Below are 24,331 nucleotides of genomic sequence, written 5' to 3' on the forward strand. Positions count from 1 at the left end.
CTTACTAAATCCATTTTTTTATCTGCTTAATCTTTTCTAGCTGCCCTATCATAACATTTGCTAACTTTTTATCAATAACAGCATAAGCGCTCCTAATAGGCCTGTGTATGTTAATAGCAACTGTTTTTTTGTCATCTAATACATAAAAAGGCACCTTTTTCCTAATAATCAAATTAAAAAGCTTTTCTTTACTATTTTTACTTATATCAGATGGAAATAGGCATAAAAAAACCTTATCTTCTTTTAGAGCTTCCTTCACCTTAAAAATACCATCAACAATGTTTCTTGAAACAATATTTACTCTCATCAGTGTATAAATATATCTTTTATAAGTTTCCCTAACATTCTTACATAAGGTAAAAAAAGAAATATCTTCTAATATATTATTTTTTAAATGCTTCTGAAACAATCTCTTTTTAGTGCTTCTCTTAAAGCATTCCTTAGAAAAACATAAATAGCACCCACGACCTTCCAATTTCTGCTTTAAGTCAAACACAAGCCGACCATCAACAATCACAAATCTTAACAACTCACCCTTGTATCTTTGGGCATTGCATGCAATGCAGCTTCTAATAGCTTTGTTACCCATTACTCCTCTTCATCAGAAATTTCTTCTTCATAACCTAATTCATCAAGTTTCTCTGTTAAATAGTCAATCGCACTATTAATTATTACAATAGCCTGATCCTCATTAACACCGAGAGCCATAACAACTTCATCTACGCTTGCAGTAGATAGTTTCTCGACATCATCAATACCATGCTCAAGCAACTTTGATATCATATTTTCATCCAAAATATCTATATTTTCAAGATTATATATCTCATAAAACTCCTTCAACTCTTCTTCCTGTTCTTGCATTCTCTCTTTTCTTATTATGTTATATTCACTTTCTTTTAATACATCCAATCTCCAACCTGTTAACATTGCAGCGAGCCTAACATTTTGGCCTTTTTTTCCAATAGCCAACGACAATTGATCATCTGGAACCACAACCTCAATCGTTTTTTCATCTTCGAAAATATTTGTTAAAATTACTTCCGCTGGAGATAAAGCATTACAAACAAATTTTACAGGATCTGGAGACCATTCAATTACATCAATTTTCTCACCTCGTAATTCGTTGCTAATAGCATTAATTCTCGTCCCTTTTAAACCAATACAAGCACCAACAGGATCAATATTACTACTTTTTGAGTACACAGCCACCTTAGCTCTATCACCAGGCTCCCTAGCAACAGATTTTACCTCTATTATACCTTCAAACACCTCAGGTATTTCCACTTCAAACAATTTTTTCAAAAAATCAGGATGAGTTCTAGACAGAATCAATTGAGGCCATCCCCTAACAACCCTTATTTCGAGCAACAATGCTCTTACATAATCACCTCTATCATAGTAATCCCCTGGAATTATTTCTCTTTTTGGCATTAGCGCTTCGGTTTTACCTATACTGACAATCATGTTATCTTTATCAGATTTCAATACAACTCCTGTAACTATTTGTCCAATCTTACTTTGAAACTCGTCATAAACAACTTGTTTTTCAGCATCTCTAATCCTTTCAAAAAGCCTTTGTTTAGCAACAAGAGCAGCTTGTCTACCAAGTTCATCAAAGGAAATAGGTACCATTATTACATCACCTAATTCTGCATCAGGCTTAATTTTTTTTGCATCATTTATTAAGATTTCATAATTTTTATTTTCAATTGATTCCACAACCTCTTTCGGTATTTTAATATCTATTTTACCACGCTCAAGATCCACAGACACTTCAGGATCAGTCAATCTCCCATATTTTCTAATCACAGCAGCCCTAATGGAGTCCTCAAGAGCTTCGCTCAAAACTTCTCTTGACAACCCTTTTTCTCTACCTATTTCATCAGCTACTCTTGCTAGTTCTTTCATCTTTCCTCCTAAAACTTCACATCTAAATTTGCTTTTTTAATCTTATCATATTCTATTTCAAAATTTTTATTTTCCTCTTCTACATATAAAATCACATAATCATCCTGTATCCCCTTAATATAACCTTTATAATTAATACGTCCATACTTATCATGTCCTTTCATTTTAATCTTACAATATTTACCAATGTATTTTTTAAATTCATCAAATGTTCTTATCTCTCTATTTGCTCCAGGTGTAGATACTTCCAAACGATAATTTTCATAAGGTACAATATCCACTTCATCTAACCATCTGGAAACAAGTTTACTGACCAAAACACATTCATCAAGCCCAACACAATCCCCATCTATAAAAATACGCAACACCCAACCATATTTTTCTCTTCTAAAAACAATATCATAGAGTTCTATTCGTTTATTCTTAATATTTTTTTCAAAAAATAAAGCTACCTCATTAATTATTTTTTCGTTTAAAATATCCATTATCATAACCTTTACAAAAAAATAAGTGGGCTAAGCCCACTTGTTTTAATGATTATCACAAAAATTTTCTTATTTCAACCACATTTTTTATTATAATTCAAACAGTTTTGAACATTTTTAAATATATACATAATTTATATCAGGTAATAATCAACACAAAAAATATAGAAATTAGAAAGTCTAAATGAAATAACTGTTTAACGATTCTAACTTTTGAATCAATTTATTCTGAATATCAAGTTGTAATTCAAAATTAATAAAATTCACATTAGGTTTAATACTTTTACCATGATAGTCACTTCCACATGTTACAATTAATCCCTTATCTGCAGCTAATTTAAGAAATCTATTACGCTGTTCAAAGTCATGATAACTACTAAAAGCCTCTACACCACAAACAGATTCAACAAGAAGATTTTCAATTAAGCATTCAGGATATAGCCCTGGATGAGCCAATACTAAGAAAGTATCTTTTAGTAAATCTACTACATCAAAATAATTAAATAACTCCATTTCTACGTAAGCAAATCCACCCTTTCTAAAAAAATCAAAATAAAAATTGGTATAAGGTGACTTAGACTTATTCCCCTCTAAATAATCATAAAGTTTATATCTATTTTCCTTGTATTGTTTTAAGACATTTAAAAAAGTCACCCCAGAAGCAGCTTTTTCTCCAGCATGCATCAAAACATCTTCAACTTTTAAAACAAAACCTAACTCTTGCAACTTACGGGCTCTTCTAACGGCTTGTTCTCTCTTAATTTTTTTAAAATTATCCTCTAAAAAACCATATCTTTCATCTAAATGGTTAAAACCATAAGATAGTAGGTGAATTTCATACCCTTCATAAGAACAAGAAAATTCAACCCCAGGGATAAACATAATTTTACCTGCTTTTACATTATCCAGTAAATCTCTCACACCTTTTACAGTATTATGGTCTGTAATTGAAAAAACATTGATATTTTTCTTTTTAACTATCTTATAAATATCCAGAGGTTTGTGTTCACCATCAGAACTAAAGTTTGAGTGGATATGTAAATCAATGAGCATACCCTAAATCAAATGCCTTAATATTAACATCCACAACTTTATTAGGCACTCTCATCTTAATCACTTCATACCAACTGTCTTTTTTAAAAGGTAAAATTTTAGCTACTGCACCAAGCAATACAGTACTTACTACTTTCACATTACCAGCTTTTTTAGCAATCTCAAGAGCGTTTAGCTCATATAGTTTATCAAAATTTTTCTTTTCTTTATCAATTAACTCATCAGGATAGTCTACTTCCCCCATAGCAACAGATGGAGGATAAATCCTGTTTATATTTAATACAAGTATAGTATTGGTATTTTTATATTCTAGATATCTTAAGAATTCCATATATTCATAAGAAACAATTATATCGGCCTCACCTAGGGGAATAACTGGAGAATAAACTTTTTCTCCAATCCTAACGTGTGAAACTACACTTCCACCTCTCTGAGCCATACCATGAATTTCACTTTTTTTTACATCATAACCCTCTAAAAGAGCCACATCACATAAAATATCACTCGCTAAAACTATACCCTGACCACCTACTCCAACCATAAGTATATCTTTCTTCATTTCTCCCCCCTTTGATGAATAGCATTAAAACGACACACTTTCGGACAAAGACCGCAACCAGTACATAAAGTTTCATCAATGAAAGCTTGTCTTTTATTTTCATCCCATAAAATAGCAGGACAACCAATTTTGGTACACGCTTTACAACCTGTACAATTGTCTTCATCTATATAAAAAGGGCTAGAAATTACTGATCTATCAGCAAAAATACAAGGTCTTGTAGTTATTATTACACTTGGCTCCTTCTTCTCCACTTCTCTTCTTAAGACCTCCATACATTCTTCAATATTAAAAGGGTCTACTTTATATACATTTTTCACACCAATTGCTCTTACTAATACTTCAAAATCAATTTTAGGAGCCAATTCACCTTTAATTGTAATCCCTGTAGCAGGGTTAGGCTGATGACCTGTCATCCCAGTTATTCTATTATCAAGAATTATAATAGTCGAACACCCTTTATTATACACTATATTCATCAAACCATTCACACCTGTATGTAAAAAAGTAGAATCTCCTATTACACCAACTACTCTTCTCGCATATTCTCCATCACTTGCCTTATCGATACCATGCGTCATTGAAACACTGGCTCCCATACAAACTGTAGAATTAATCGCATTTAATGGAGGCAATAATCCTAAGGTATAACAACCAATATCCCCAACAACAAACAGTTTTAACCTATGAATTGCGTAAAAAATCCCTCTATGAGAACATCCAGGACACATATTTGGAGGTCTATTTGGTAATTTTAAAGGGTTCAAACCTTTAACATCTATGTTATGATTAAATAGTTTTCTAACCTTTTCAACTGAAAGTTCACCACAAACATCTCTTTTTAAACTTTCGACCATTATCCCTGCAGATTTAAGTTCATTTTCTATAAATCTATCAAGCTCTTCTACAACATAAAGTTTATCTACCTTTTGAGAGAACTCTTCAACTAAATCAGTACAAATAGGATAAACCATTCCAAGCTTTAATATAGAAGCATTTGGCAGAGCTTCTTTAACATATTGATAAACTACACCAGAACAAACAACACCAATTTCAGGAGACTTATATTCAATCTTGTTCAAACCTGAATTATATGAATAATCAATTAATTTTTTCAGTCTATCTTCTACAAATAAATGCCTTTTTCTCGCATTCGCAGGCACCATCACCCATTTTGGGATATTATTTTCAAGGCCTAAATCTACCTCAGCTTGCCTTTCACCAAGTCTTACAACTGTCTTACTATGTGATAATCTAGTACAAGAACGAACCAAAACAGGAGTAGAAAATTTCTCGGAAATATTAAAAGCTTCAATTAAAAAATCTTTTGCTTCTTGAGAGTCTGATGGTTCTAGCATAGCTACTTTAGCAAATCTCGCATAATGCCTACTATCTTGCTCATTTTGAGAACTATACATATTTGGATCGTCAGCTACAACAATTACCATCCCTCCATTAACACCGGTGTAACTTGCAGTCATCAAGGGATCAGCAGCTACATTTAATCCAACGTGTTTCATACAGGTTAGAGCTCTTTTTCCTGCAATAGATGCTCCAAGAGCCACTTCAAAAGCAACTTTCTCATTCGGAGCCCATTCAGTATAAATCTCATTATAAAACTTAACATTTTCAGTTATTTCAGTACTAGGAGTACCTGGATAAGAACTCACCACTTTGACAGCAGCCTCATATGCTCCTCTTGCAAAAGCTTCATTTCCGCTTAAAACTTTCTTCATGAATTAAGCCCCCAGTTATTTAGCAATTCTAACAACCTACTGTCTGGAAATTCCAACTTAAATTCCTTATAAAGTTTTTTTCTATCACTACCATTTTTACTATCTAAAATAGCTTTATAATACCAAATAGGCTTTAAATAAGAATCTGTCAGATACTTATTAGCGTCAACTTTTTTGATATTTAAGTCACTTAACAAGTTATCTGACAACTCATTGAAATTATCTCCTAAATTTGAAGCTAATAATTTGATTTCATTCGTAAGCCCTAAATCAGAATAAAGCTGAATAGCTTTCAAAACCACATAATCTCTAACTTTCGAAACAGATATACCTTTGTTTACAAATTCATTTATCAAAGCTTTACTCTTCTTACCTTTAGTGAACGATATTTCATATCCACCCAATTCATTTAAACTAGCTATATATTTGTTTGTCATATAAGTTTTTACCCCATACCCAACTAAAACAGCTAAAATCAACATACCCACAATTATTAAAATTTTCCTAAAGTTATTCTCAACAAAACTTTCAACCTTATCTATAGGTACTTCATCCAAAACTTGATTTTTCTTTTTAGCCATTTAACCCTCCAAACACCTATTGAAAATTTTTTTATTATTTTTAAAAATACGCTCCACTAATTCTTTTTGTAATCCTGCTCCAAGTAAAGTTTTACTTAGCATATCAACTGAAAAAAAATCACCTGGTGTATGAAAATCATTGTTTATTACTAGGTTTGCCCCATATTTTAATGCAAGCTTAATCACATGAGCATTGGTTAGAGAATGCCCTTTTCTTGTAGTAACTTCAAGGTATACATCGTTATCTTTTGCCTTTTTTACCAACTCTTCAGTAATCAATCCAGGATGAGCTAATATATCAACACACGCATCAATTGCTGCTCTATTAGTATCTTCATCTACAGGCTCAACAATAGTTTCACCATGAACAAGCACTATATCAGCACCTGCTTTTCTACTCAAAAAGGTAAGTTTTTCAATCTGGGATGGTAAAACATGAGTTAATTCCACCCCCACTATAACCTTAAATTTACTACTACTATTAATATGATCCTTAAATCTTAGTAAGTTTTCAATTATCAACATATAATTAGATGAATCAGCATGATCTGTAATTGCTATACCAGAATATCCTAACACTTTAGCTCTACGAACCAACTCAGCAGGAATTAATACACCATCGCTAAAGGTAGTATGAGTATGTAAGTCCACATAAAACATAACGGTTATTTATATATTCTTTTGAAAATAAATCAACTATTTTAATAATTAAAGATTAAAACATAGATAAAAAAGTTTTTATTGTATTAACCACTTCGTGTACATCATCTTTTACCTGAATAAGGTCCACATCTTTTTCAGAAATAAACCTTTCAGCTAACACTCTACCTTTTATCCAATTCAATAATCCAGCCCAAAAATCACTATCTACAAGAATTAGAGGAAAAGGTAAAATCTTCCTCGTTTGAATTAAAGTCAATGCTTCAAAAAACTCATCCATAGTACCAAAACCACCTGGAAATATAACAAAAGCACTCGCATATTTTACTAGCATAACTTTCCTTACAAAAAAGTAATTGAATGTTATCACCTTATTTGCATAAGGATTAGGCTTCTGCTCAAAAGGCAACTCTATATTTAAACCAATAGAACTCCCACCAGACTCCGCAGCTCCCCTATTTGCAGCTTCCATAATTCCAGGTCCACCACCTGTTAAAACAGTAATCCCCTCTTTTGCAAGCAACCTTCCTAACTCTCTTGCTCTCCAATAATCTTTATGGTCCTCTTTCACCCTTGCAGAGCCAAATATACTTACAGCGGGCTCAATCCCTGATAATCTTTCAAACCCTTCTACAAACTCAGAAAGAATCTTAAATATACGCCAAGTATCTCCAACTTTTATATCATCTATTAAATATTGATTTTTTTTTATATTGTTATTGTTCTCATTCATTATTTTAAACCTCAATTATAATACTTCTTTTTAAAATTTGCTCTTTTATTAACACTTAATATATTGTTTTTTAAGCTATCTTTTTCGGATTTTAATCTTGACAATAATAAATTATTCTTTTCATTTATTTCAATTAAAACTTCTTTTTCACCTTCACTGATCGTTTCCATTTTCTCCGAAATCTGTAAAAGCTGCTTTAAAAAGTTTTCATACATATTCAATTTCAAAAAGAACTCATCATTTATTTCCATTTCATTAAGCTCTTTTAAGAAAAGTAATAGTTTTTCAGCAACTATTTTAAAACTAGAAGACATAAAAATACTCTAGCGATTTTTTAAATAATATCAAGAACAAATCTTTGAGGGCTCCAAAATATTACTCAAAAGGATAAAGCTTTAACACCTTATCAGCATTAGCATTATCATGAGCAAGAAGAGCTTTTCTAGCATCTTTGTTAAACAGGTTTTGTAAATCATTCACAAGACGAGCAGCTTCATCTTCATTTTTGATATCCATATTTGCAGCGAGCCAATTTTCATTTTTAATCTTTACTAGATCAACAATTTCTCTCCTATTACTTTTTGATGCTGATTTAGTAACATCACTCTTTGATTCTACTCCAGAGCCCTTCTTCTTGCTTAGTTCCTCAATTTTCTGTCTAAAATTAATTATGTTACCTTCAAAATTAATTGTCATAGACCTAACCTGAGATATTTATTTGTTTTGCTTTCCTCTCATCCAACTTCGTTTTTTCTTCTTGCTCAACTATCTGTTTCCACCCTTCTCTCAATACAAACATAAGTTTTATAACAGACTCTATTTTCGATTTATCCTTATCTTTATTTGCCATAACAAGCTGATAAACCATGAAGTCATAAAGTCTTAATAAATTTTCTGCAATTTCTCCCCCTGCCTCCATATTTAGTGTTGACATTAATTCATAAATAATATTTTCAGCTTTTATAATGTTAGAGTGTGCTTCAGGAATATTTTTCTCATCTATATACTTGCAGGCCATTTTCATATACTTTATAGCCCCATCATATAGCAACAATACAAGTTTACCCTTTGTTGCACCTTCAATTTCATTTTTTAAGTAAGTCTTTATAGGGTTTTTCATAACACCTCCTAATCAAGCTTGTGTAATTAATTGTTGAAGATATGAACCCTGAGCTTGCAAATCGGCAATTACTTTCTCCATATTTGAAAATTTCTGCCACAACCTATTTAAATAAGATTCAACATATCTCTCTTTAGTATCGATTTGCTTTGCAAGAGTATATAACTCTCTATCAATTGTTCCATACGGTCTTATCTTTACATCTATAATCCCATTTAAAGACACATACTGATTAATAATATTTTCATATTTCCTAGCCCACCCTTGAATATCATTTTCATTCACAGCAAAAAGCTTATAAATATCATCTGGATTACTTGTCAATGCATTAATAAATGTTGTGTTCTCTTCAAGTTTCTTTTTAATTTCATCGTAATCAGTACTATCAACTAAGAGATAACCTTTTTTTTCAATTTCAATATTACCATTACCTGCAATATCAATACCTATATCAACCAATGAATTATATTTACCATTTAAACCACCAATTTTACTTAAGAGGTTGGACCTAAGATTTAACTTTAAACTTCTTATTTCCGAACTTTTTCTTATTATTTCATATGTGTTAAATTTCTTCCAGTTCTCTTCGTATTGTTTCACCTCCTCATCACTCATTTTTGCTTTATCATCATCAGACAAAGGCTCTAAATATTTTTTATCTTCATCATCTAATTCAGGCGGATTTAGTTTTTCTATTAGCGCATTATAATGTGATATAAATGATGCTAAACTTTCCACTGCTTTAGTTGTATCTACCGACACATTTAAAGTAACAGATTCTGTTGATGCATTTTGCAGATTCAAAGTAACTCCTGGTATTATATCATCAATTTTGTTTGTTTTCCTAATATAATTTATTCCATCCACTGTTACAGATGAATATTTACCTTCAAAACCTAATCTTCTTTCCATAGTAGTATTGTTAGTAAGATTCAAAGCTTCTAATAGATTGCTCGTATCATATATAGAACCAAAAGTAATTTTATCCACATCATTAGATTTTATAAAAACCTTATCTGATGCTTGGTCATAACTAATACTAACACCAGCTCCAGAGTTGTTTATTTTATAAAAGACATCATTTAAACTATCATTCTGAGCATCAACATATATAGAAACACCATTTATAGTAATTATTCCACTACTAATAACTGTATTAAAATTACTATCTGAAAGTTTTGCGGTGGGATCAATATTTCCATCTGTTGTACCATATTTTATCGTAGCACCTTCAGCAACTGATAATCTCAAAACTGTAAGTATATTGCTTGTATCAGAAAAATCACCCAAAGTTATATTGGCACCACCCGTCTTATTTGCTTCAAGAACTATTCTATCATTACCACTATCATAATATGCAGTAACACCTGCACCAGAACTGTTAATTTTAGCCAATAAATCATTCACAGAAATCGCTGTATAATCTTCAATAGTAATTTTAACACCATTTATTGTAAAAGTACCATTTAAGCTAGAATCAACAGTTTTCAAAAAACCTGCATTCTGCAAACCAATGGTGGTAACATCCAGGCCGCTACCACTACTAACAGTATTTCCAAAAATTTTTGTCTTTGTAGCATAATTAGTACTCAACGTAGCATCCTGCACTATTTGCAAATTGCCTTCAGTTAACCCTGATCCTGTGTTTAAAGTAACCCCTCCAATCAACCCATAATTAGGGTCGTTTATCTTTAACTCTAAAGCAGCCAAATCTACTGCAGCTATATAGTTATCAATAGAATTCACATTCGATATCGTAGTTGTATTCAATCCTAAATCAGTAATAAGAGTAGAAGGTACACTTGAATCAATTGTTAAATTATAATCTGTAACACGGGTTTTATAAATAGCTAAAGACCAGCTACTTCCATCAAATTGAGCCTTTACAGCGACATACTGAATATCAGTTGTGTTTTCAATCACATTTATTTCATTATTTAAACCATCCTGAATCTGCTGAGCTACCTTATTAAGGCTATCACCAGTAACTGCATTTATAGGTACATTAATTACAGTCGAATTATACGTAAAAGCTAATGTACCTGATTCATCAACTGTCAAATCACCAAAATCATCTACGTTTGAAATAGAAGTACCAGAAATTTTTTGCACATAAGGCTGATTTAATAACTGTATTGAATCATGGGCAATAAATCTTGTCCCATCACTTGATATAGAAACGTTATGTAAACCTTCAATATTTTCCACAGGTTTTCCTGATAATGAGGTAACTCCAGCTCCACTTTCCACTATTTTAGCATAAGTATAATTACTATACCAATATGCATTTTGTGCAAGATTGTTTACTTTAATAGTATGGCTACCAACCGATGCCACAGAAGAAGCTGTTGCTGTCAATACAGAAGTGTTTGACGAAGTAGCTATCATTGATTTATAGGTAGATTGAAGTTTTAAAGACAGTAAGTCTGTTTTTAAATTAACTAAATCTGCACTAATATCTTGATATACATTTTTTTCCAAAGTTTTTAAATCATATTGTCCTTGAAGTTTCTCAATAGGGATTCTAGCTTGTTTAACTAAAGTATCTACAATACCGTTAGTATCAAGGCCACTCATTATACCGCCAATCCTTAGCGCATCCATTAGGCCAACCTCCGTGTCTTGTTTTATCTATCGACACAATCAAAAAACTCTTTAGATTTTTTCTTATTTTTTTTCATTTTAAAACAAAAATTAGTTTAAATGTTTCACATATCATCTTATGAAATGGCAGAACAAATTTCGGGTAACTCCAGGGATAAAAAAATCTTGACAAAATCAAACTGAATACTACTTCACTATTTTATTATTGATTTAGTGTTTAAAATACTCTAATTAGTTTTCTTTGACAAACGGAGGTACAAGAAATGGGATTAAAAAATTTTCTTTTTGATAAAATAAAAAAAGTTAAATCATTTGGCAAAAAAAAAGAAATAAAAGAAAATGTTTGGATAAAGTGCCCTGAATGCGGAGAAATTAATTATAAAAAAGAAATTGAAAGACATCTCCATACTTGTCCAAATTGTGAATATCACTTCAGAATAAGCGCATATGAAAAAATCAAAATTATTATTGATGAAAGTTCTTTTATAGAAATTGACGCAAATTTAATTTCAAAAGATCCTTTAAGGTTTAAAGATTCAAAAAAATATCCTGACAGGTTAAAATCAGCTGTAAAAAAAACTGGTATAAATGAAGCATTTATCAGTGGTATCGGAACTGTTTATGGTAAAAGTGTTCACATAGGTGCTATGGAATTTTCCTTCCTCGGTGGTTCAATGGGAAGTGTAGTAGGGGAAAAAATCACTAGACTTATAGAATCAGCTATAATTAATAAAAACCATGTTATTACAATTAGTTGTTCAGGTGGAGCAAGAATGCAGGAAAGTATTTTATCTCTTATGCAAATGGCAAAAACTTCAGCTGCTCTTAAAAAACTTGAAAAAGCAGGCTTAGCTCATATTTCTATATTAACTGACCCTACTACTGGTGGCGTTACAGCTAGTTATGCAATGTTAGGTGATGTTATAATTGCTGAACCTAAAGCACTGATTGGCTTTGCAGGACCAAGAGTTATTGAACAAACTATTCGCCAAAAACTGCCCGAAGGGTTTCAGCGCTCCGAATTTCTATTAGAACATGGTATGGTAGATATGGTAATCCATAGAAAAGACTGGAAAAATACAGTAGCAAAACTACTGGAGTATTTCGGCTGATTACGAAATTCGAAAAATTCTTTTCATCAGCAAATGAATACCTCAGCGCAAAACTAACTTTAAACAGAATAAAAGCAGCTTTAGAATATACTAATTTCAATGAAAAAAAACTAGGTAATATTATCCATATTGCAGGAACAAATGGGAAAGGCTCAACCGCTCATTTTATATCATCAGCATTAACAAACTCTGGTTATAAAGTGGCACTTTTTACCTCACCTCACCTATTTAGTATTTGTGAAAGAATTAAACTTAATAGACAACAAATTAGTATAGACATGTTTAACGATATCTTTAAAACCTACTTTTCAATTATAAAAGAGTTCAAATTGACCTATTTTGAAGCAATAACACTAATTGCCTTTAAATATTTTGAAAAGTTTACCCCAGATTTTTCAATTATAGAGACAGGTATGGGTGGCACATATGATGCTACAAACGTCCTTGAAAATAAAATTCCAGTAATTACAAGCATATCGATTGATCATGAACAATTTCTTGGAAAAACATTAGAATCTATAACAAGAGAAAAAGCAGCTATTGTAAAAAATAACAATCCTATATTTCTTGGTTTAAACAATAAAACTGTGATCAAAACCTTAAATTCTATCTACCCTAATAAAAATATTATTACGCCTAGCAAGGAAATTATAACACAACTTAAAAATCATTTTCCAACACCTTATTATAAAAATGCAGCCCTAGCAAAAGTAATTTTAGATTTTTTTAAAACTGCTACAACTATTGAAAAAATCAACCTTCCCCCTTGTAGGTTTGAAAGATATGACAACATAATTATAGATGGTGCTCATAACATTAATGGAATATTAGAGATTCTAAAAAACTTTAAACAAAAACCAGTCGTAATTTTTTCTTCCACAAAAGATAGAAATTATCAAAAAATCATAAACTTATTATCTACAAAATCAACAAATTTAATATTAACCGAGATCCCAAATAATGTCAGATCAATCAAGGTAAATGAATTAGAAATATCCGCAAAAAACATAACTAAGGAATCTAATCTAAAAATTGCTCTAAGAAAAGCAGTTGAGTTATCAAAAAATACTGATATACTGGTTTGTGGTTCACTTTACCTATGCGCTGAGGTTAAAAAGATTCTAAAAGGTTTTTGAGATATTTAAATGATGAACGGCTTTTTAAAACTGCTGATTTTATACATTTTGTTTTTTCTTACTATTAATCCGGTTTTTTCAAAAGATAACGTAATTTTAGAAGCAAACAATGTTACTACTATCAATAAAAATACCGCCGTTGCTGAAGGAGATGTAATTTTAATATATCAGGGAGTATTAGTTACAGCTAATAAAATTATATACAGAAAAGATAAAAACGAAATTGAAGCTTTCGACAATATTACATTTAAGGATGACAATGGTAATTTTTTTGCAGCAAAGTATCTAAAACTAAATCTCGCTAACCAAAAAGGGGTAATTAAAAAAGCCAAAGGTTTTTATGCTCCTTATCATTATTTCAATGCATTAACCATTGAAAAAGTTGGAGACAAAAGTTTTAAGTTATTTGAAGCTGAAATAACAACATGCAAAGATGAAAATCCAGATTGGTCATTTAAAAGTAAATCAGCCAAAATTGATTACGGTGAATACTTCTATAGTAAATCAGCCACAGCAAACATAAAAGGTGTACCACTGTTGTACATCCCTTATTTTGTATGGCCTATAAAAGAAAAACGTGAATCAGGATTTCTAGTACCTGATATTGGAGTAAGTTCCAATACAGGTTTTTTCATTACACCAAAATATTTTTGGAACATAGATGTTGATAAAGATGCCACTATTGGAGTCAGTTATTTCCAAAAAAAGGGGCTATTATACAATCTTGAATTACGATACCAAAAATCTGATTTTGAAAAATTCTATTTTTATGGAGAATATATAAAAGATAATGATATTGTTTTCATTGACAACAAACGTTGGAGACTTTTTAGTAATACAAATATATTTCTACTGAAAAACCTGGAATTAAGGGTCAATCTGGATTACGTAAGTGATTTTCAATATATAAGTGATTTTGAAACCTTATCATTAAATAAAGAAATTAAAGAAAATAAAGATAATAAATTTATTGCAGATTTTAGATTGATTTTACATACCAAATATTCTGATATTTCGCTGGTGTACAAAGATGACATGAAATTTTCAGACATATTCAATGGGTACACCAAAGAACATTTGTATAGAAAACCACAAATCATTTTTGAAAAAAACAACTTAGATACAAAATACCTAAAAATAGATTATTATGCTGATTTTAATAGTTTAAAATCCACTACAATAACAAATAAAATAAACAATAATATATATATCACTTCTACTAACTTGAAAAGGGAACACTTTAAAATAAATTTATATAAGCCGATTAACGTTAAAATTGGAACATTTACTCCTAAATATACTCAATATTATACTAGATGGTATGATGCAGATTTCAATTTTAGAGGTAAAGATGATAATGAAAACATATTTTTAAACATTCGTACCAATAATAACAGTATTGAAAGATTCATATACACTTATAAGTTAAAATTTGAATTAAATGAAATATACAAAAATTATAAAACATTCAAACATTCCATATATAACAGCTTGGAGTATATTCAAACTCCATTTTTAGATCAATCTACTATCCCTTTGGTCATTGAAGATGATAAAATTTATGAAGAAAATATTTATAAATATACAATGACACATTATTTTAAATCTAAAAACTGGAATTTAAAAATGGAAATTAATGAAAATTATAATGTAGCAAAAAATAACGAAAGACTTGAGCCATTAAGCTATAAATTAGAATTTAACTACAAAAATTTTATAAAAATTTACAAAAACGCCGATTATGATTTTTATAAAAAGGAACCCTTTTATAATAAAGACTATATAAGATTCATTTATAACAATTTTTTTATGTCAACTGAACTTATCTTCAATAAAAATATTACATACGATGAAAACACATCCTGGACAAACAGCATTGGATATACTTATAAAAAATTAAAAATGTCAGTTTCACTGAAAAAATCTGGATTTAGAAAAAAATTAACATATTTATCAAATGATTCTTTAAAAACAAATGAATTTATAGTAACAGGAGTTTACAATTCTGACTGTTGGAGTCTAGGTTTACAATATCATAAAAAACTAAATACAAATATAAATTCTGATTCAATATCTAGTAAATATGAACATATTTTTTATTTATTAATATCCTTTAAAGGAATTGGAGATACATCTAGGGAAATTTTTAAAAGATGAAAAATATACTGATAAGTGGTGCATTAGGATTTTTAGGAAATAATTTCTCTATCTTTCTTGCTAATAATTTTCCTATGTATAAGATAATTGCAGTAGATAATGAAAACGATGAAAAATATATTAACAATAAACAACGATTTAATAACGTTAGCAATATACTATATATAAAGGGAGATTTAAAAGACAAATCATTTATTAATAAAATCCTAAATGAACATAAAGGCATGTTTAGTCACTTTTCATTTGGTAATATAGATGTAATTTATGCATTTGCTTTTAATAGTGATATAAACATATTAGACATATCTTCATCAAAAACGCCTTTAAACAACATTTACTTACCTATAAATCTTGCAATCGCTGCCATCAAAAACTGGCAATCTTTAAATAATAAGAACTTTGTTTATATAAGTTCTACAGATGTTTACGGATATCTTGATACGGAGAAACAATTTGATGAAGAAAGCAAGTTGATGCCATCAACCTTAAAAGGAAGTGTCCATGCTGCAAATGAATTAATTTTACAATCTTTGCACTTTGATCATAATTTACCTCTCACAACTTTCAGAATTTCCAATTACTTTGGACCTGGTTGTCAACACAAAAACATCCCTACAACTATTTTAAAAAACATTTTTTTCAATTATCCAATTACTCTAACTATTTCAAAAAATTCAATAATAAACGTAATTTTCTACGAAGATTTAATATATGGTCTTGAACATGGGTTAAAAATTAGAGGAAAATTTAATATATTCAATTTAGGTGGAGAAAATATCTCTATTAATGATTTTATCGAAATTGCAATAACCATTGCCAAACATAAATTCAACAGAGTTTATGATAAAGAAATAAATTATCGAGTTGACAAAAAATATAATTCATCTATTTCAATGGATAAAGCTTTTAAAATACTTGGATGGAAAAATTATACATTATTAGAGGATGCCATTGAAAAAACATTTGCTTATTTTATTAGCAATTCTACTCATTAGTTATAGTATAACTTATGCTATTCAGTACGATAGCTTTGGTACTTCTGTAATAGAAAATAATAATCTTAAAAAAGCGGATAAAAGTGCCCTAACAAACGCACTGCTAAACGCTATTAAAAAGCATTTTGAAAAAGTGACTACTAATAAAGATAAAATACCTGAAATAACAAAAGACTTTATCAGGTTTGTCAAATCATATAAGATTCTTAATAGATATATTAAAGATTATACTGTTTATTATCATCTTTTAGTAAACGTAGACGAAATTACTGTTGATGATCTTCCCCTGTTTTTCAACAATCTCAAACAATCCGTAATTTACTATATTGTTAATATGTCAAATTTAAATAACGATAAAAACATTGCCAATATATTTGGAAAATATAATCTTTCATTGAAAAATGAAGATGATTTTTTATTCAACCTACCTCAAAATCCTTCCTACGATGATTTATTAAACGAATTTGCAAAAAGCAGCGCCAAATATTTAATAATATTTAAAACAAATATTATTTCAGAATCTGGAGAAATCCCTTACTCTTGTAAAACAGAACTCATAACAGAAACATTCACCAAAGAAAAAAAATTTAAAATATTTAAAGTTGTCTCTACCAAATCTTCTATTATTAGCAAAAATGATTGTATTTCCAACTCCATATTATCCTCAATTAATAAAGCTGTTGAGTATATAAAGAACAACTATATTGAATTACCTAAAATAAATATTTCGAAAAATGAATTAACCCTAACTTTCATCAATTTTAACAATTTAAGTATAATCCTAAAATTATTGAAAGTACTTGACAATAAACACTATATAGAAAAATATAAAATGAAATCGTTTTCACTAAATGAGGCAGTTTTTGATATAATATCTCTTTTACCTGTCGATAATTTGGAGAAAAAATTAAAATTATTGCAAAAAAATTACAAGTACAATATTATTAATTTTGGCAACGGAGAAATTATAATAGACTTTTCGAAATGATTGATGAAATTTTAGAACTAATAAAACCAGCTCGAAAAATTCTAATTTTAACACACAACAATCCAGATCCTGACACCATTGCGTCTGCTTATGGTTTGAAATTTATTTTTCATAGTATATACAAAAAAAGATGTACAATTGCTTATGAAGGGTTGATTGGTAGAGCTGAAAACAGAGAACTTGTCAAAGAATGTAAAATAGAAATGCATCTTTCCAAAAAGCTTAACTTTTCAAGATATGAAATATTAGTACTTGTTGATTCACAACCTACTGCAGGAAATGTTTATATTCCGAAAGGTTTTTTCCCACAAATAGTAATAGACCATCATAATTTTAGAAAAGCAACTACAAAAGCTAAAATTTATGACGTTAAGCAAGAAGCTGGATCAACTTCAACAATTATCACTCAATATATGAGGCAACTTGGTTTAGAACCTGATAGATATGTTGCAACAGCACTTTATTATGGGATAAAAACTGATACCATAGGTTCAGCAAGAAGTAATTCAAAAACAGATTTAGAAATGATGAGTTTTTTATTACCAAAAATTTCATTGAAGAAACTCTCTAAAATTGAATCACCTGAATTACCAAAATATTATTTCAAAAATTTAAAAAAAGCTATCGAACAAAGTGAAATAATTGATGATTTAATTTTTTGTAATTTAGAAGAAGTAAGAAATGCAGACTTGATTGCGGAGACATCAGATTTTCTACTAAGAATGAGAGATATTAAATGGTCTTTTGTAATTGGTAGGATAGATAATATATGTTATTTTTCTCTTCGCTGCAAATCTTCAAAAAGAAAAGTAGGAAGTATTGCTTTACAAATTGTAAGAAATTTAGGTACTGGCGGTGGACATATAAAATCTGCTGGAGGACAAATTCCACTTAATGATAGAGATTATTCTCAAGTCATTGGTATTCTAAGAAAAAGACTATTAAAAAAGCTAGCAATCAAAATCGACAAAGTTGACATAAAAAGTATTTGACATTTCGTTTTTTATAATTATTATAAATTAGAGCAAGGAGGTGCTTATGAAAAAGTATATATGTACTGTATGTGGCTGGATTTATGATCCTGAAGTAGGTGATCCTGACAATGGAGTAGAAGCAGGTACTGAATTTGAGAATATTCCAGATGACTGGGTGTGTCCTGAATGTGGTGCAAGTAAAGAAGCATTTGAGCCTCAAGACTAAAAGGCTATCATCTGATAGCCTTTTTTTCATATAAAGGAGGATAATACATGGGTGCTGTTAAAATAAAAAAAAATATTTATTGGGTTGGTGTGTTTGATCCTGATTTAGAAATTTTCGATATTGTTATACCTACCGAACATGGGACTACTTATAATAGCTATCTGGTTATAGGTACAGAAAAAAAAGCTTTAATAGAAGCAAATAAAAAAATTTTTACAAATGAATACATAAAAACAATTGAAGAAATATGTCCTATTGAAGAAATAGATTATATTATCTTAAACCATAATGAACCTGATCATTCAGGCGCCTTACCTGCTATTGTTGAAAAAAATCCTAATATTCAGGTTATCTACTCAAAAACAGCTAAGTCATTTGTTGATAACATTATTAACAAAGAGTATAACGGCCAAGCTGTAGGCGATGGTGATTTTATAGATCTTGGAGGAAAAACATTAAAGTTTTTCCATACACCATTTCTTCATTGGCCTGATACAATGTTCACCTATTTAGTTGAAGATAAAATTTTATTCCCTTGCGATTTTCTTGGAGCTCATTATTGTGATAAAAATATTTTTAATGATACATTAGAAAATAAAGATGAAGCAATCACTGCATTTAAATTTTATTACAGCATGATAATGAGACCTTATAAAGAGCATATCTTAAATGCCCTTAAAAAAATTGACAGTTTAGAAATTGAAATAGTTTGTCCTTCACATGGACCTATTTTGAGAGAAAACATAGAATATTATATTAATTTCTATAAAGAACAAGCTAATAGATATTATCTCAACAATCCAAACAAACAAATTACTATCGTTTATGGAACTGCTTATGGTAACACAAAAATGTTAGCAGATAAAATTAAAGAAGGTATTGAAGAAACTGGTTTAGCAGTAAAGATGTTTGATGCTGCACTAGATAACATGAATGATATTATCGATGAGATAGAATTATCTCATGGATTGCTTATAGGCTCACCTACTTTGAATGCAAAAGCTGCAAAACCGATTTTTACTCTATTTGCAAATCTAGTTGTACTAAACGTAGCAAACAGAAAAGCGGGAGCTTTTGGTTCTTATGGTTGGAGCGGTGAAGGTATTAAAATGACTGAAGATATATTGAAAACTATGAGAATGAAATTACCACTTCCAGCATTTAAAGTAAAAATGACCCCATCAGAAGAAGAATTAAAAAATGCTAAAGAATGGGGACGTGAATTTGCTCTAAAGGTAATTGAAGGCTAAAAAAGGGGGTATCCCCTTTTTTAATTTAAACTCATCAAAAATTCTTAATCACTAAACACTTTTTTTATATTATCTTCTTCCCCAGCCACAACAAGCTCGTCGTTCTCTATAAGTTTAACACTAGCATCTCTTATTAGTCTAGCATTCCCATCTCTAATTAAAATAATAGCTGTAATATTATATTTCTTTCTTAAATCTATTTCCATCAAAGATTTGTCAAAAAACTTTGAAGGTACTTTTACTGTTGCAACAGCAGCATCACCACTCAATTCAAAAAAATCAATTATATTAGGTCTTGCAATTTTTTCAGCCAACTTTAGAGCAATCTCTTTTTCAGGTAAAATAACTTTATCAGCACCTATCTTTATCAAAATTTCTTTCTGAATTGTAGTACTAGCTTTTGCGATTATATATTTTGCCCCTAATTTTTTTAAGTATGTAATACATAAAATCAAACTCTCAAAGCTACTACTCATTCCTAAAATTACAGCATCATATTTGTCCACCGATAACTCTTTTAAAGCCTCTTCATTTGTAGCATCAGCTACAAGAGCATCAGTAACTATATCCTTTATTTGATTAATAATCTTAGTATTCTTATCTACAGCTAAAACATTTATACCTTCTCTTGCTAAACCTACTGCAACCTCAAAACCAAATATTCCAAGCCCAATAACTAAGACATCTCTACTTTTTTCAAACATATATCACCCCAACACCACTTTTTCTTCAGGGTATTGAACAGCCCTTTTCTTTTCTCTTCCTAGCATAGCCATAACTAAAGCGGCTGGTCCAACCCTTCCTAAAAACATACATAGAATAATAACCAATTTACCTGCAGCTGTTAATTTAGTGGTAATTCCAAGACTCAAACCAACTGTACTCAAAGCAGATGTTACCTCAAACAACATTTCTAAAAAATTGTAATCGTAAATATACAACAAAATTAAGGTAGCTGTAACATCCACAAACAAGTATAAAAATATAAGTGCAAATGCCCTCAAAATTGTTTGATAAGGTATTTGTCTCTTAAAGACGACTATCTTATTTTCACCTCGTAATACTTTTGTAATTGAAGAAATTGTAATAAAAAATGTTGTTGTTTTAACACCACCGCCAGTTGAACCAGGAGATGCACCAATTAGCATTAATATTATCAAAGTAAATTTACTTATATTGTGTAAGGATGTTAAATCAATGGTGTTAAATCCAGCAGTCCTTGCTGTAACAGACTGAAAAAGACCATCAATCACATTCATCTCTTTTTCAACTACAGAAAATATCATCACCCCCATTATGATTAATGTAAAAGTAGTTAAAAGTACCACTTTAGTATGAAGTTTTAACCTGCTTTTAAGCTTAAAGTATTTATTTAAATCATATATAACATAATATCCTATACCACCTAAAACTATCAAACTAGTTATAGTTAATTTCACTATCAGATTGGTTCCAATCAAACTCTGATCAAAAGTGGAAAAACCAGCATTACAAAAAGCAGAAATTGAATGAAAAACCCCGTAATAAATAGCATCACCTAAAGAATAGTGAGAAATATAAAATCCTATACTCAGAAAAATTGCTCCAATTAGTTCAAAAACAAAAGTATATTTTATAATATATATCAAAATACTTTCTACTTCATGCAAGCCAAAAACATCTGTAATCTTAGCCACCATAATTCGTTGACTCAAATCAAGTTCTCCTCTTAAAAAGATATATAATGAAGATGTAAGAGTCATAATACCAATAGCACCAAGTTGAATTAATATTAAAATTATGATCTGTCCAAAAAGAGTAAAGTTTGATGTATTCGTCACAATTAAACCCGTTACACAAACAGCAGATGTCGAAGTAAAAAGAGCATCCAAATATGACAAATTGCCTTTTGAGTATGCCCCAGGTATCATCAAGAAAAAAGAACCTGCGATAATAAGAATTGCAAAAGTTAATATTAAATACGACCAAGGGCTCAGCTTTAAATTACGCATGATGCGGATATTAGTATTTAAATAATTTTTGTCAACAAAATATTGTAACTGGAGTCACCCCATATTTTTTTGCAAAACTTTGTTTAATTGTGTTTGTGGAAAATATTAACATTATTTGAATTCATAAATATTAATTTATTAATTATAAAATTGGTTGCCACTGAAAAGTGGGCAACCAATTGAAAAAGAATACTTCTTTTATACAAGTTGTAATTTTTTTGCCCCCATTTCCCTCAATTTAAATTTTTGTATTTTTCCACTAGCTGTCATTGGATATTCATCCACAAATTCAATATATTTAGGAATTTTATAATCAGCAATTTTCCCTTTACAAAACTCCTTAATATCTTCAGAAGTTATTTTACCACGATATTTTTCTTTAATCTTTATAAAAGCCATAACTTCTTCACCATACTTTTTATCCGGTACACCTACGATTTGAACATCTTCGATAACCTCGTAAGTATATAAAAAGTCTTCAATCTCTTTAGGATAAATATTCTCACCACCCCGAATAATCATATCTTTAATTCTACCAGTTATTACATAATAACCATCCTCAGTTTTTAAAGCCAAATCTCCCGTATGCAACCATCCATCACTATCAATAGCCTGTTTTGTTGCTTCTTCCATCTTATAATAACCTTTCATAACATTATAACCTCTTGCACATAATTCTCCAGCCACATTTGGTGGACACTCTTTACCAGTTGACGGATCAATAATTTTCACCTCTACTCCAGGCAATTCTCTACCAACTGTAGAAACTCGTTTTTCTATATTATCATTCACTCTAGTTTGAGTAATACCTGGTGAAGCTTCAGTTTGGCCATAGACTATAGTAATTTCTTTCATATTCATTTTATCCATAACTTTTTTCATTACCTCTACTGGACAGGGAGAACCAGCCATAATCCCAGTTCTAAGAGATCCAATATCAAAATTTTCATATTCTAAAACTTGTAACTCTGATATAAACATAGTGGGTACACCATGTAAAGCTGTACACTTCTCTTTTTCAACAGTCTTTAAAACTTCAATTGGGTTAAAATATTCAACCGGCACCATCGTTGCACCATGTGTTAGACATACAAGAATACTTAACACTAGACCAAAACAATGGAAAAAAGGAACAGGAATACATAATCTATCCTTATCTGTAAACTTCATAATCATACCTATTGCATAAGCATTGTTTAGTATATTATAGTGAGTAAGCATAACTCCTTTTGGAAACCCAGTAGTCCCAGAAGTATACTGCATGTTAATAACATCATTATACTCCAAACTACTCATAACTTTTTCTAATTCTTCTTTATCAAAAGAATCACCTATTTTATAAAGCTCATCAAAATTAATCATTCCAGAAAAATCCTTATCATCAATCATCACAACCTTTTCTAACAAAGGAAATTTCTCAGATTTTCTACCTTCAGCAAGCTCTGGATATATATTATAAAGTGTTTTAGCGTAATCAATTGTTCTATATCTCTCAACCAAAAATAAGTATTTAGTATCAGACTGCTTTAAAAGATACTCAAGCTCTCTCTCTCTGTACATAGTATTCACCGTTACTAAAACAGCGCCAATTTTAGCAGTAGCAAATAAAAGATAAATCCACTCAGGTACGTTATGTGCCCAAATCGCAACATGATCTCCCTTTTTAACTCCGAGTTTTAAAAGAGCATACGCAAGCTTATCAGTTAACAAATCAAGTTCTTTATATGTTAACCTAATTCCTCTAAACGGGTATATAACAGCTTCATTGTCAGGATATTTATCAGCAATGTGTTTTAAATATTCTCCAATAGTCTGTTTAATAAAATTGAATTTTTCCATCATTTCCTCCGCATTGTTTAATATCGCTTTACATTTTACAGTTTCGACAAACCTATATCATTATTAAAAAATATTTTCAAGCACTTTTACAAAAAAACATAACCTTACTTTAACATTGTTTTAAAAATTTAGTGACTCTAAAATACTTTAAAAATAACGAAAATTGTTTGACTGAATTTTGATAAAATGCTATATAATTTTACCTTTGATAAATTTTAAATAGG

The 24,331-nt window shown here is 30.0% G+C and carries 24 protein-coding genes; 8 read left to right on the plus strand and 16 right to left on the minus strand.

Annotated features, from left to right (window positions below):
• Window positions 1–4: 4 nt before the first annotated feature.
• From OWK30_RS02220 to fliD, 13 genes are all read right to left on the minus strand, one after another.
• Window positions 5–589 (minus strand): DUF448 domain-containing protein, encoded by a 585-nt coding sequence (locus OWK30_RS02220; RefSeq protein ID WP_423323184.1) that lies wholly within the window; start codon window positions 587–589, stop codon window positions 5–7.
• Window positions 589–1,908: a transcription termination factor NusA gene (gene nusA / locus OWK30_RS02225; protein WP_423323185.1), complete on the minus strand. Its 1,320-nt coding sequence runs from the start codon at window positions 1,906–1,908 to the stop codon at window positions 589–591. The genes OWK30_RS02220 and nusA overlap by 1 nt, the downstream gene beginning before the upstream one ends.
• An 8-nt stretch (window positions 1,909–1,916) precedes the next feature.
• The gene (locus OWK30_RS02230) at window positions 1,917–2,393 is read right to left on the minus strand and encodes a ribosome maturation factor RimP (RefSeq protein ID WP_423323186.1); all 477 of its coding nucleotides are present in this window, start codon (window positions 2,391–2,393) and stop codon (window positions 1,917–1,919) included.
• 180 nt (window positions 2,394–2,573) lie between these two features.
• Window positions 2,574–3,446, minus strand: coding sequence for a PHP domain-containing protein (locus tag OWK30_RS02235; protein ID WP_423323187.1), 873 nt, complete (start codon window positions 3,444–3,446; stop codon window positions 2,574–2,576).
• Window positions 3,436–4,005 carry an indolepyruvate oxidoreductase subunit beta gene (locus OWK30_RS02240; protein ID WP_423323188.1) on the minus strand — a complete coding sequence of 190 codons (570 nt, stop codon included), beginning with the start codon at window positions 4,003–4,005 and terminating at the stop codon, window positions 3,436–3,438. The genes OWK30_RS02235 and OWK30_RS02240 overlap by 11 nt, the downstream gene beginning before the upstream one ends.
• A complete protein-coding gene (iorA, locus tag OWK30_RS02245) occupies window positions 4,002–5,741 on the minus strand; it encodes an indolepyruvate ferredoxin oxidoreductase subunit alpha (RefSeq protein ID WP_423323189.1) in 1,740 nt (579 codons plus the stop codon). Before iorA ends, OWK30_RS02240 begins: the two co-directional genes overlap by 4 nt.
• Complete coding sequence (locus OWK30_RS02250) at window positions 5,738–6,322, minus strand: hypothetical protein (RefSeq protein WP_423323191.1); 585 nt, start codon at window positions 6,320–6,322, stop codon at window positions 5,738–5,740. Before OWK30_RS02250 ends, iorA begins: the two co-directional genes overlap by 4 nt.
• The gene (locus OWK30_RS02255) at window positions 6,323–6,982 is read right to left on the minus strand and encodes a histidinol phosphate phosphatase domain-containing protein (protein WP_423323193.1); all 660 of its coding nucleotides are present in this window, start codon (window positions 6,980–6,982) and stop codon (window positions 6,323–6,325) included.
• 55 nt (window positions 6,983–7,037) lie between these two features.
• Window positions 7,038–7,715 carry an LOG family protein gene (locus OWK30_RS02260; RefSeq protein ID WP_423323195.1) on the minus strand — a complete coding sequence of 226 codons (678 nt, stop codon included), beginning with the start codon at window positions 7,713–7,715 and terminating at the stop codon, window positions 7,038–7,040.
• Between the two features lie 11 nt (window positions 7,716–7,726).
• Complete coding sequence (locus OWK30_RS02265) at window positions 7,727–8,029, minus strand: hypothetical protein (protein WP_423323196.1); 303 nt, start codon at window positions 8,027–8,029, stop codon at window positions 7,727–7,729.
• A gap of 61 nt (window positions 8,030–8,090) precedes the next feature.
• A complete protein-coding gene (locus OWK30_RS02270; protein WP_423323198.1) occupies window positions 8,091–8,411 on the minus strand; it encodes a hypothetical protein in 321 nt (106 codons plus the stop codon).
• A gap of 4 nt (window positions 8,412–8,415) precedes the next feature.
• Entirely contained in the window at window positions 8,416–8,835 is a 420-nt protein-coding gene (fliS, locus tag OWK30_RS02275; protein ID WP_423323199.1) for a flagellar export chaperone FliS, read from the minus strand.
• Window positions 8,836–8,847: 12 nt separating this feature from the next.
• Window positions 8,848–11,439, minus strand: a complete 2,592-nt coding sequence (fliD, locus tag OWK30_RS02280; protein ID WP_423323201.1) for a flagellar filament capping protein FliD — start codon at window positions 11,437–11,439, stop codon at window positions 8,848–8,850.
• Window positions 11,440–11,702: 263 nt separating this feature from the next.
• Here fliD and accD point away from each other — a divergent pair, with 263 nt between their 5' ends.
• The 8 genes from accD to OWK30_RS02320 all read left to right on the plus strand — a co-directional run bounded on the left by accD (window position 11,703) and on the right by OWK30_RS02320 (window position 20,277).
• The gene (gene accD / locus OWK30_RS02285) at window positions 11,703–12,551 is read left to right on the plus strand and encodes an acetyl-CoA carboxylase, carboxyltransferase subunit beta (RefSeq protein WP_423323203.1); all 849 of its coding nucleotides are present in this window, start codon (window positions 11,703–11,705) and stop codon (window positions 12,549–12,551) included.
• A gap of 68 nt (window positions 12,552–12,619) precedes the next feature.
• Window positions 12,620–13,687, plus strand: coding sequence for a bifunctional folylpolyglutamate synthase/dihydrofolate synthase (locus OWK30_RS02290; RefSeq protein WP_423323451.1), 1,068 nt, complete (start codon window positions 12,620–12,622; stop codon window positions 13,685–13,687).
• Between the two features lie 9 nt (window positions 13,688–13,696).
• Window positions 13,697–15,844, plus strand: a complete 2,148-nt coding sequence (locus OWK30_RS02295; protein ID WP_423323204.1) for an LPS-assembly protein LptD — start codon at window positions 13,697–13,699, stop codon at window positions 15,842–15,844.
• On the plus strand, window positions 15,841–16,839 hold the full coding sequence (locus OWK30_RS02300; RefSeq protein ID WP_423323206.1) for a GDP-mannose 4,6-dehydratase: 999 nt from the start codon (window positions 15,841–15,843) through the stop codon (window positions 16,837–16,839). The genes OWK30_RS02295 and OWK30_RS02300 overlap by 4 nt, the downstream gene beginning before the upstream one ends.
• Window positions 16,796–17,827, plus strand: a complete 1,032-nt coding sequence (locus OWK30_RS02305; protein ID WP_423323208.1) for a hypothetical protein — start codon at window positions 16,796–16,798, stop codon at window positions 17,825–17,827. The genes OWK30_RS02300 and OWK30_RS02305 overlap by 44 nt, the downstream gene beginning before the upstream one ends.
• Window positions 17,824–18,819 carry a DHH family phosphoesterase gene (locus OWK30_RS02310; RefSeq protein ID WP_423323210.1) on the plus strand — a complete coding sequence of 332 codons (996 nt, stop codon included), beginning with the start codon at window positions 17,824–17,826 and terminating at the stop codon, window positions 18,817–18,819. The genes OWK30_RS02305 and OWK30_RS02310 overlap by 4 nt, the downstream gene beginning before the upstream one ends.
• A gap of 46 nt (window positions 18,820–18,865) precedes the next feature.
• Window positions 18,866–19,027, plus strand: coding sequence for a rubredoxin (rd, locus tag OWK30_RS02315; RefSeq protein WP_423323212.1), 162 nt, complete (start codon window positions 18,866–18,868; stop codon window positions 19,025–19,027).
• Between the two features lie 47 nt (window positions 19,028–19,074).
• Window positions 19,075–20,277 carry an FprA family A-type flavoprotein gene (locus tag OWK30_RS02320; protein ID WP_423323213.1) on the plus strand — a complete coding sequence of 401 codons (1,203 nt, stop codon included), beginning with the start codon at window positions 19,075–19,077 and terminating at the stop codon, window positions 20,275–20,277.
• A gap of 44 nt (window positions 20,278–20,321) precedes the next feature.
• On the opposite strand, the gene OWK30_RS02325 is transcribed toward OWK30_RS02320, so the two are convergent.
• The 3 genes from OWK30_RS02325 to OWK30_RS02335 all read right to left on the minus strand — a co-directional run bounded on the left by OWK30_RS02325 (window position 20,322) and on the right by OWK30_RS02335 (window position 24,107).
• Entirely contained in the window at window positions 20,322–20,981 is a 660-nt protein-coding gene (locus tag OWK30_RS02325) for a potassium channel family protein (RefSeq protein WP_423323215.1), read from the minus strand.
• 3 nt (window positions 20,982–20,984) lie between these two features.
• Window positions 20,985–22,268, minus strand: a complete 1,284-nt coding sequence (locus OWK30_RS02330) for a TrkH family potassium uptake protein (RefSeq protein ID WP_423323217.1) — start codon at window positions 22,266–22,268, stop codon at window positions 20,985–20,987.
• Window positions 22,269–22,466: 198 nt separating this feature from the next.
• Window positions 22,467–24,107 (minus strand): AMP-binding protein, encoded by a 1,641-nt coding sequence (locus OWK30_RS02335; RefSeq protein ID WP_423323219.1) that lies wholly within the window; start codon window positions 24,105–24,107, stop codon window positions 22,467–22,469.
• Window positions 24,108–24,331: the final 224 nt, after the last annotated feature.

The sequence above is a fragment of the Deferribacter abyssi genome (genome assembly GCF_049472655.1).
GTDB classification, from domain to species: Bacteria; Chrysiogenota; Deferribacteres; order Deferribacterales; family Deferribacteraceae; genus Deferribacter; species Deferribacter abyssi.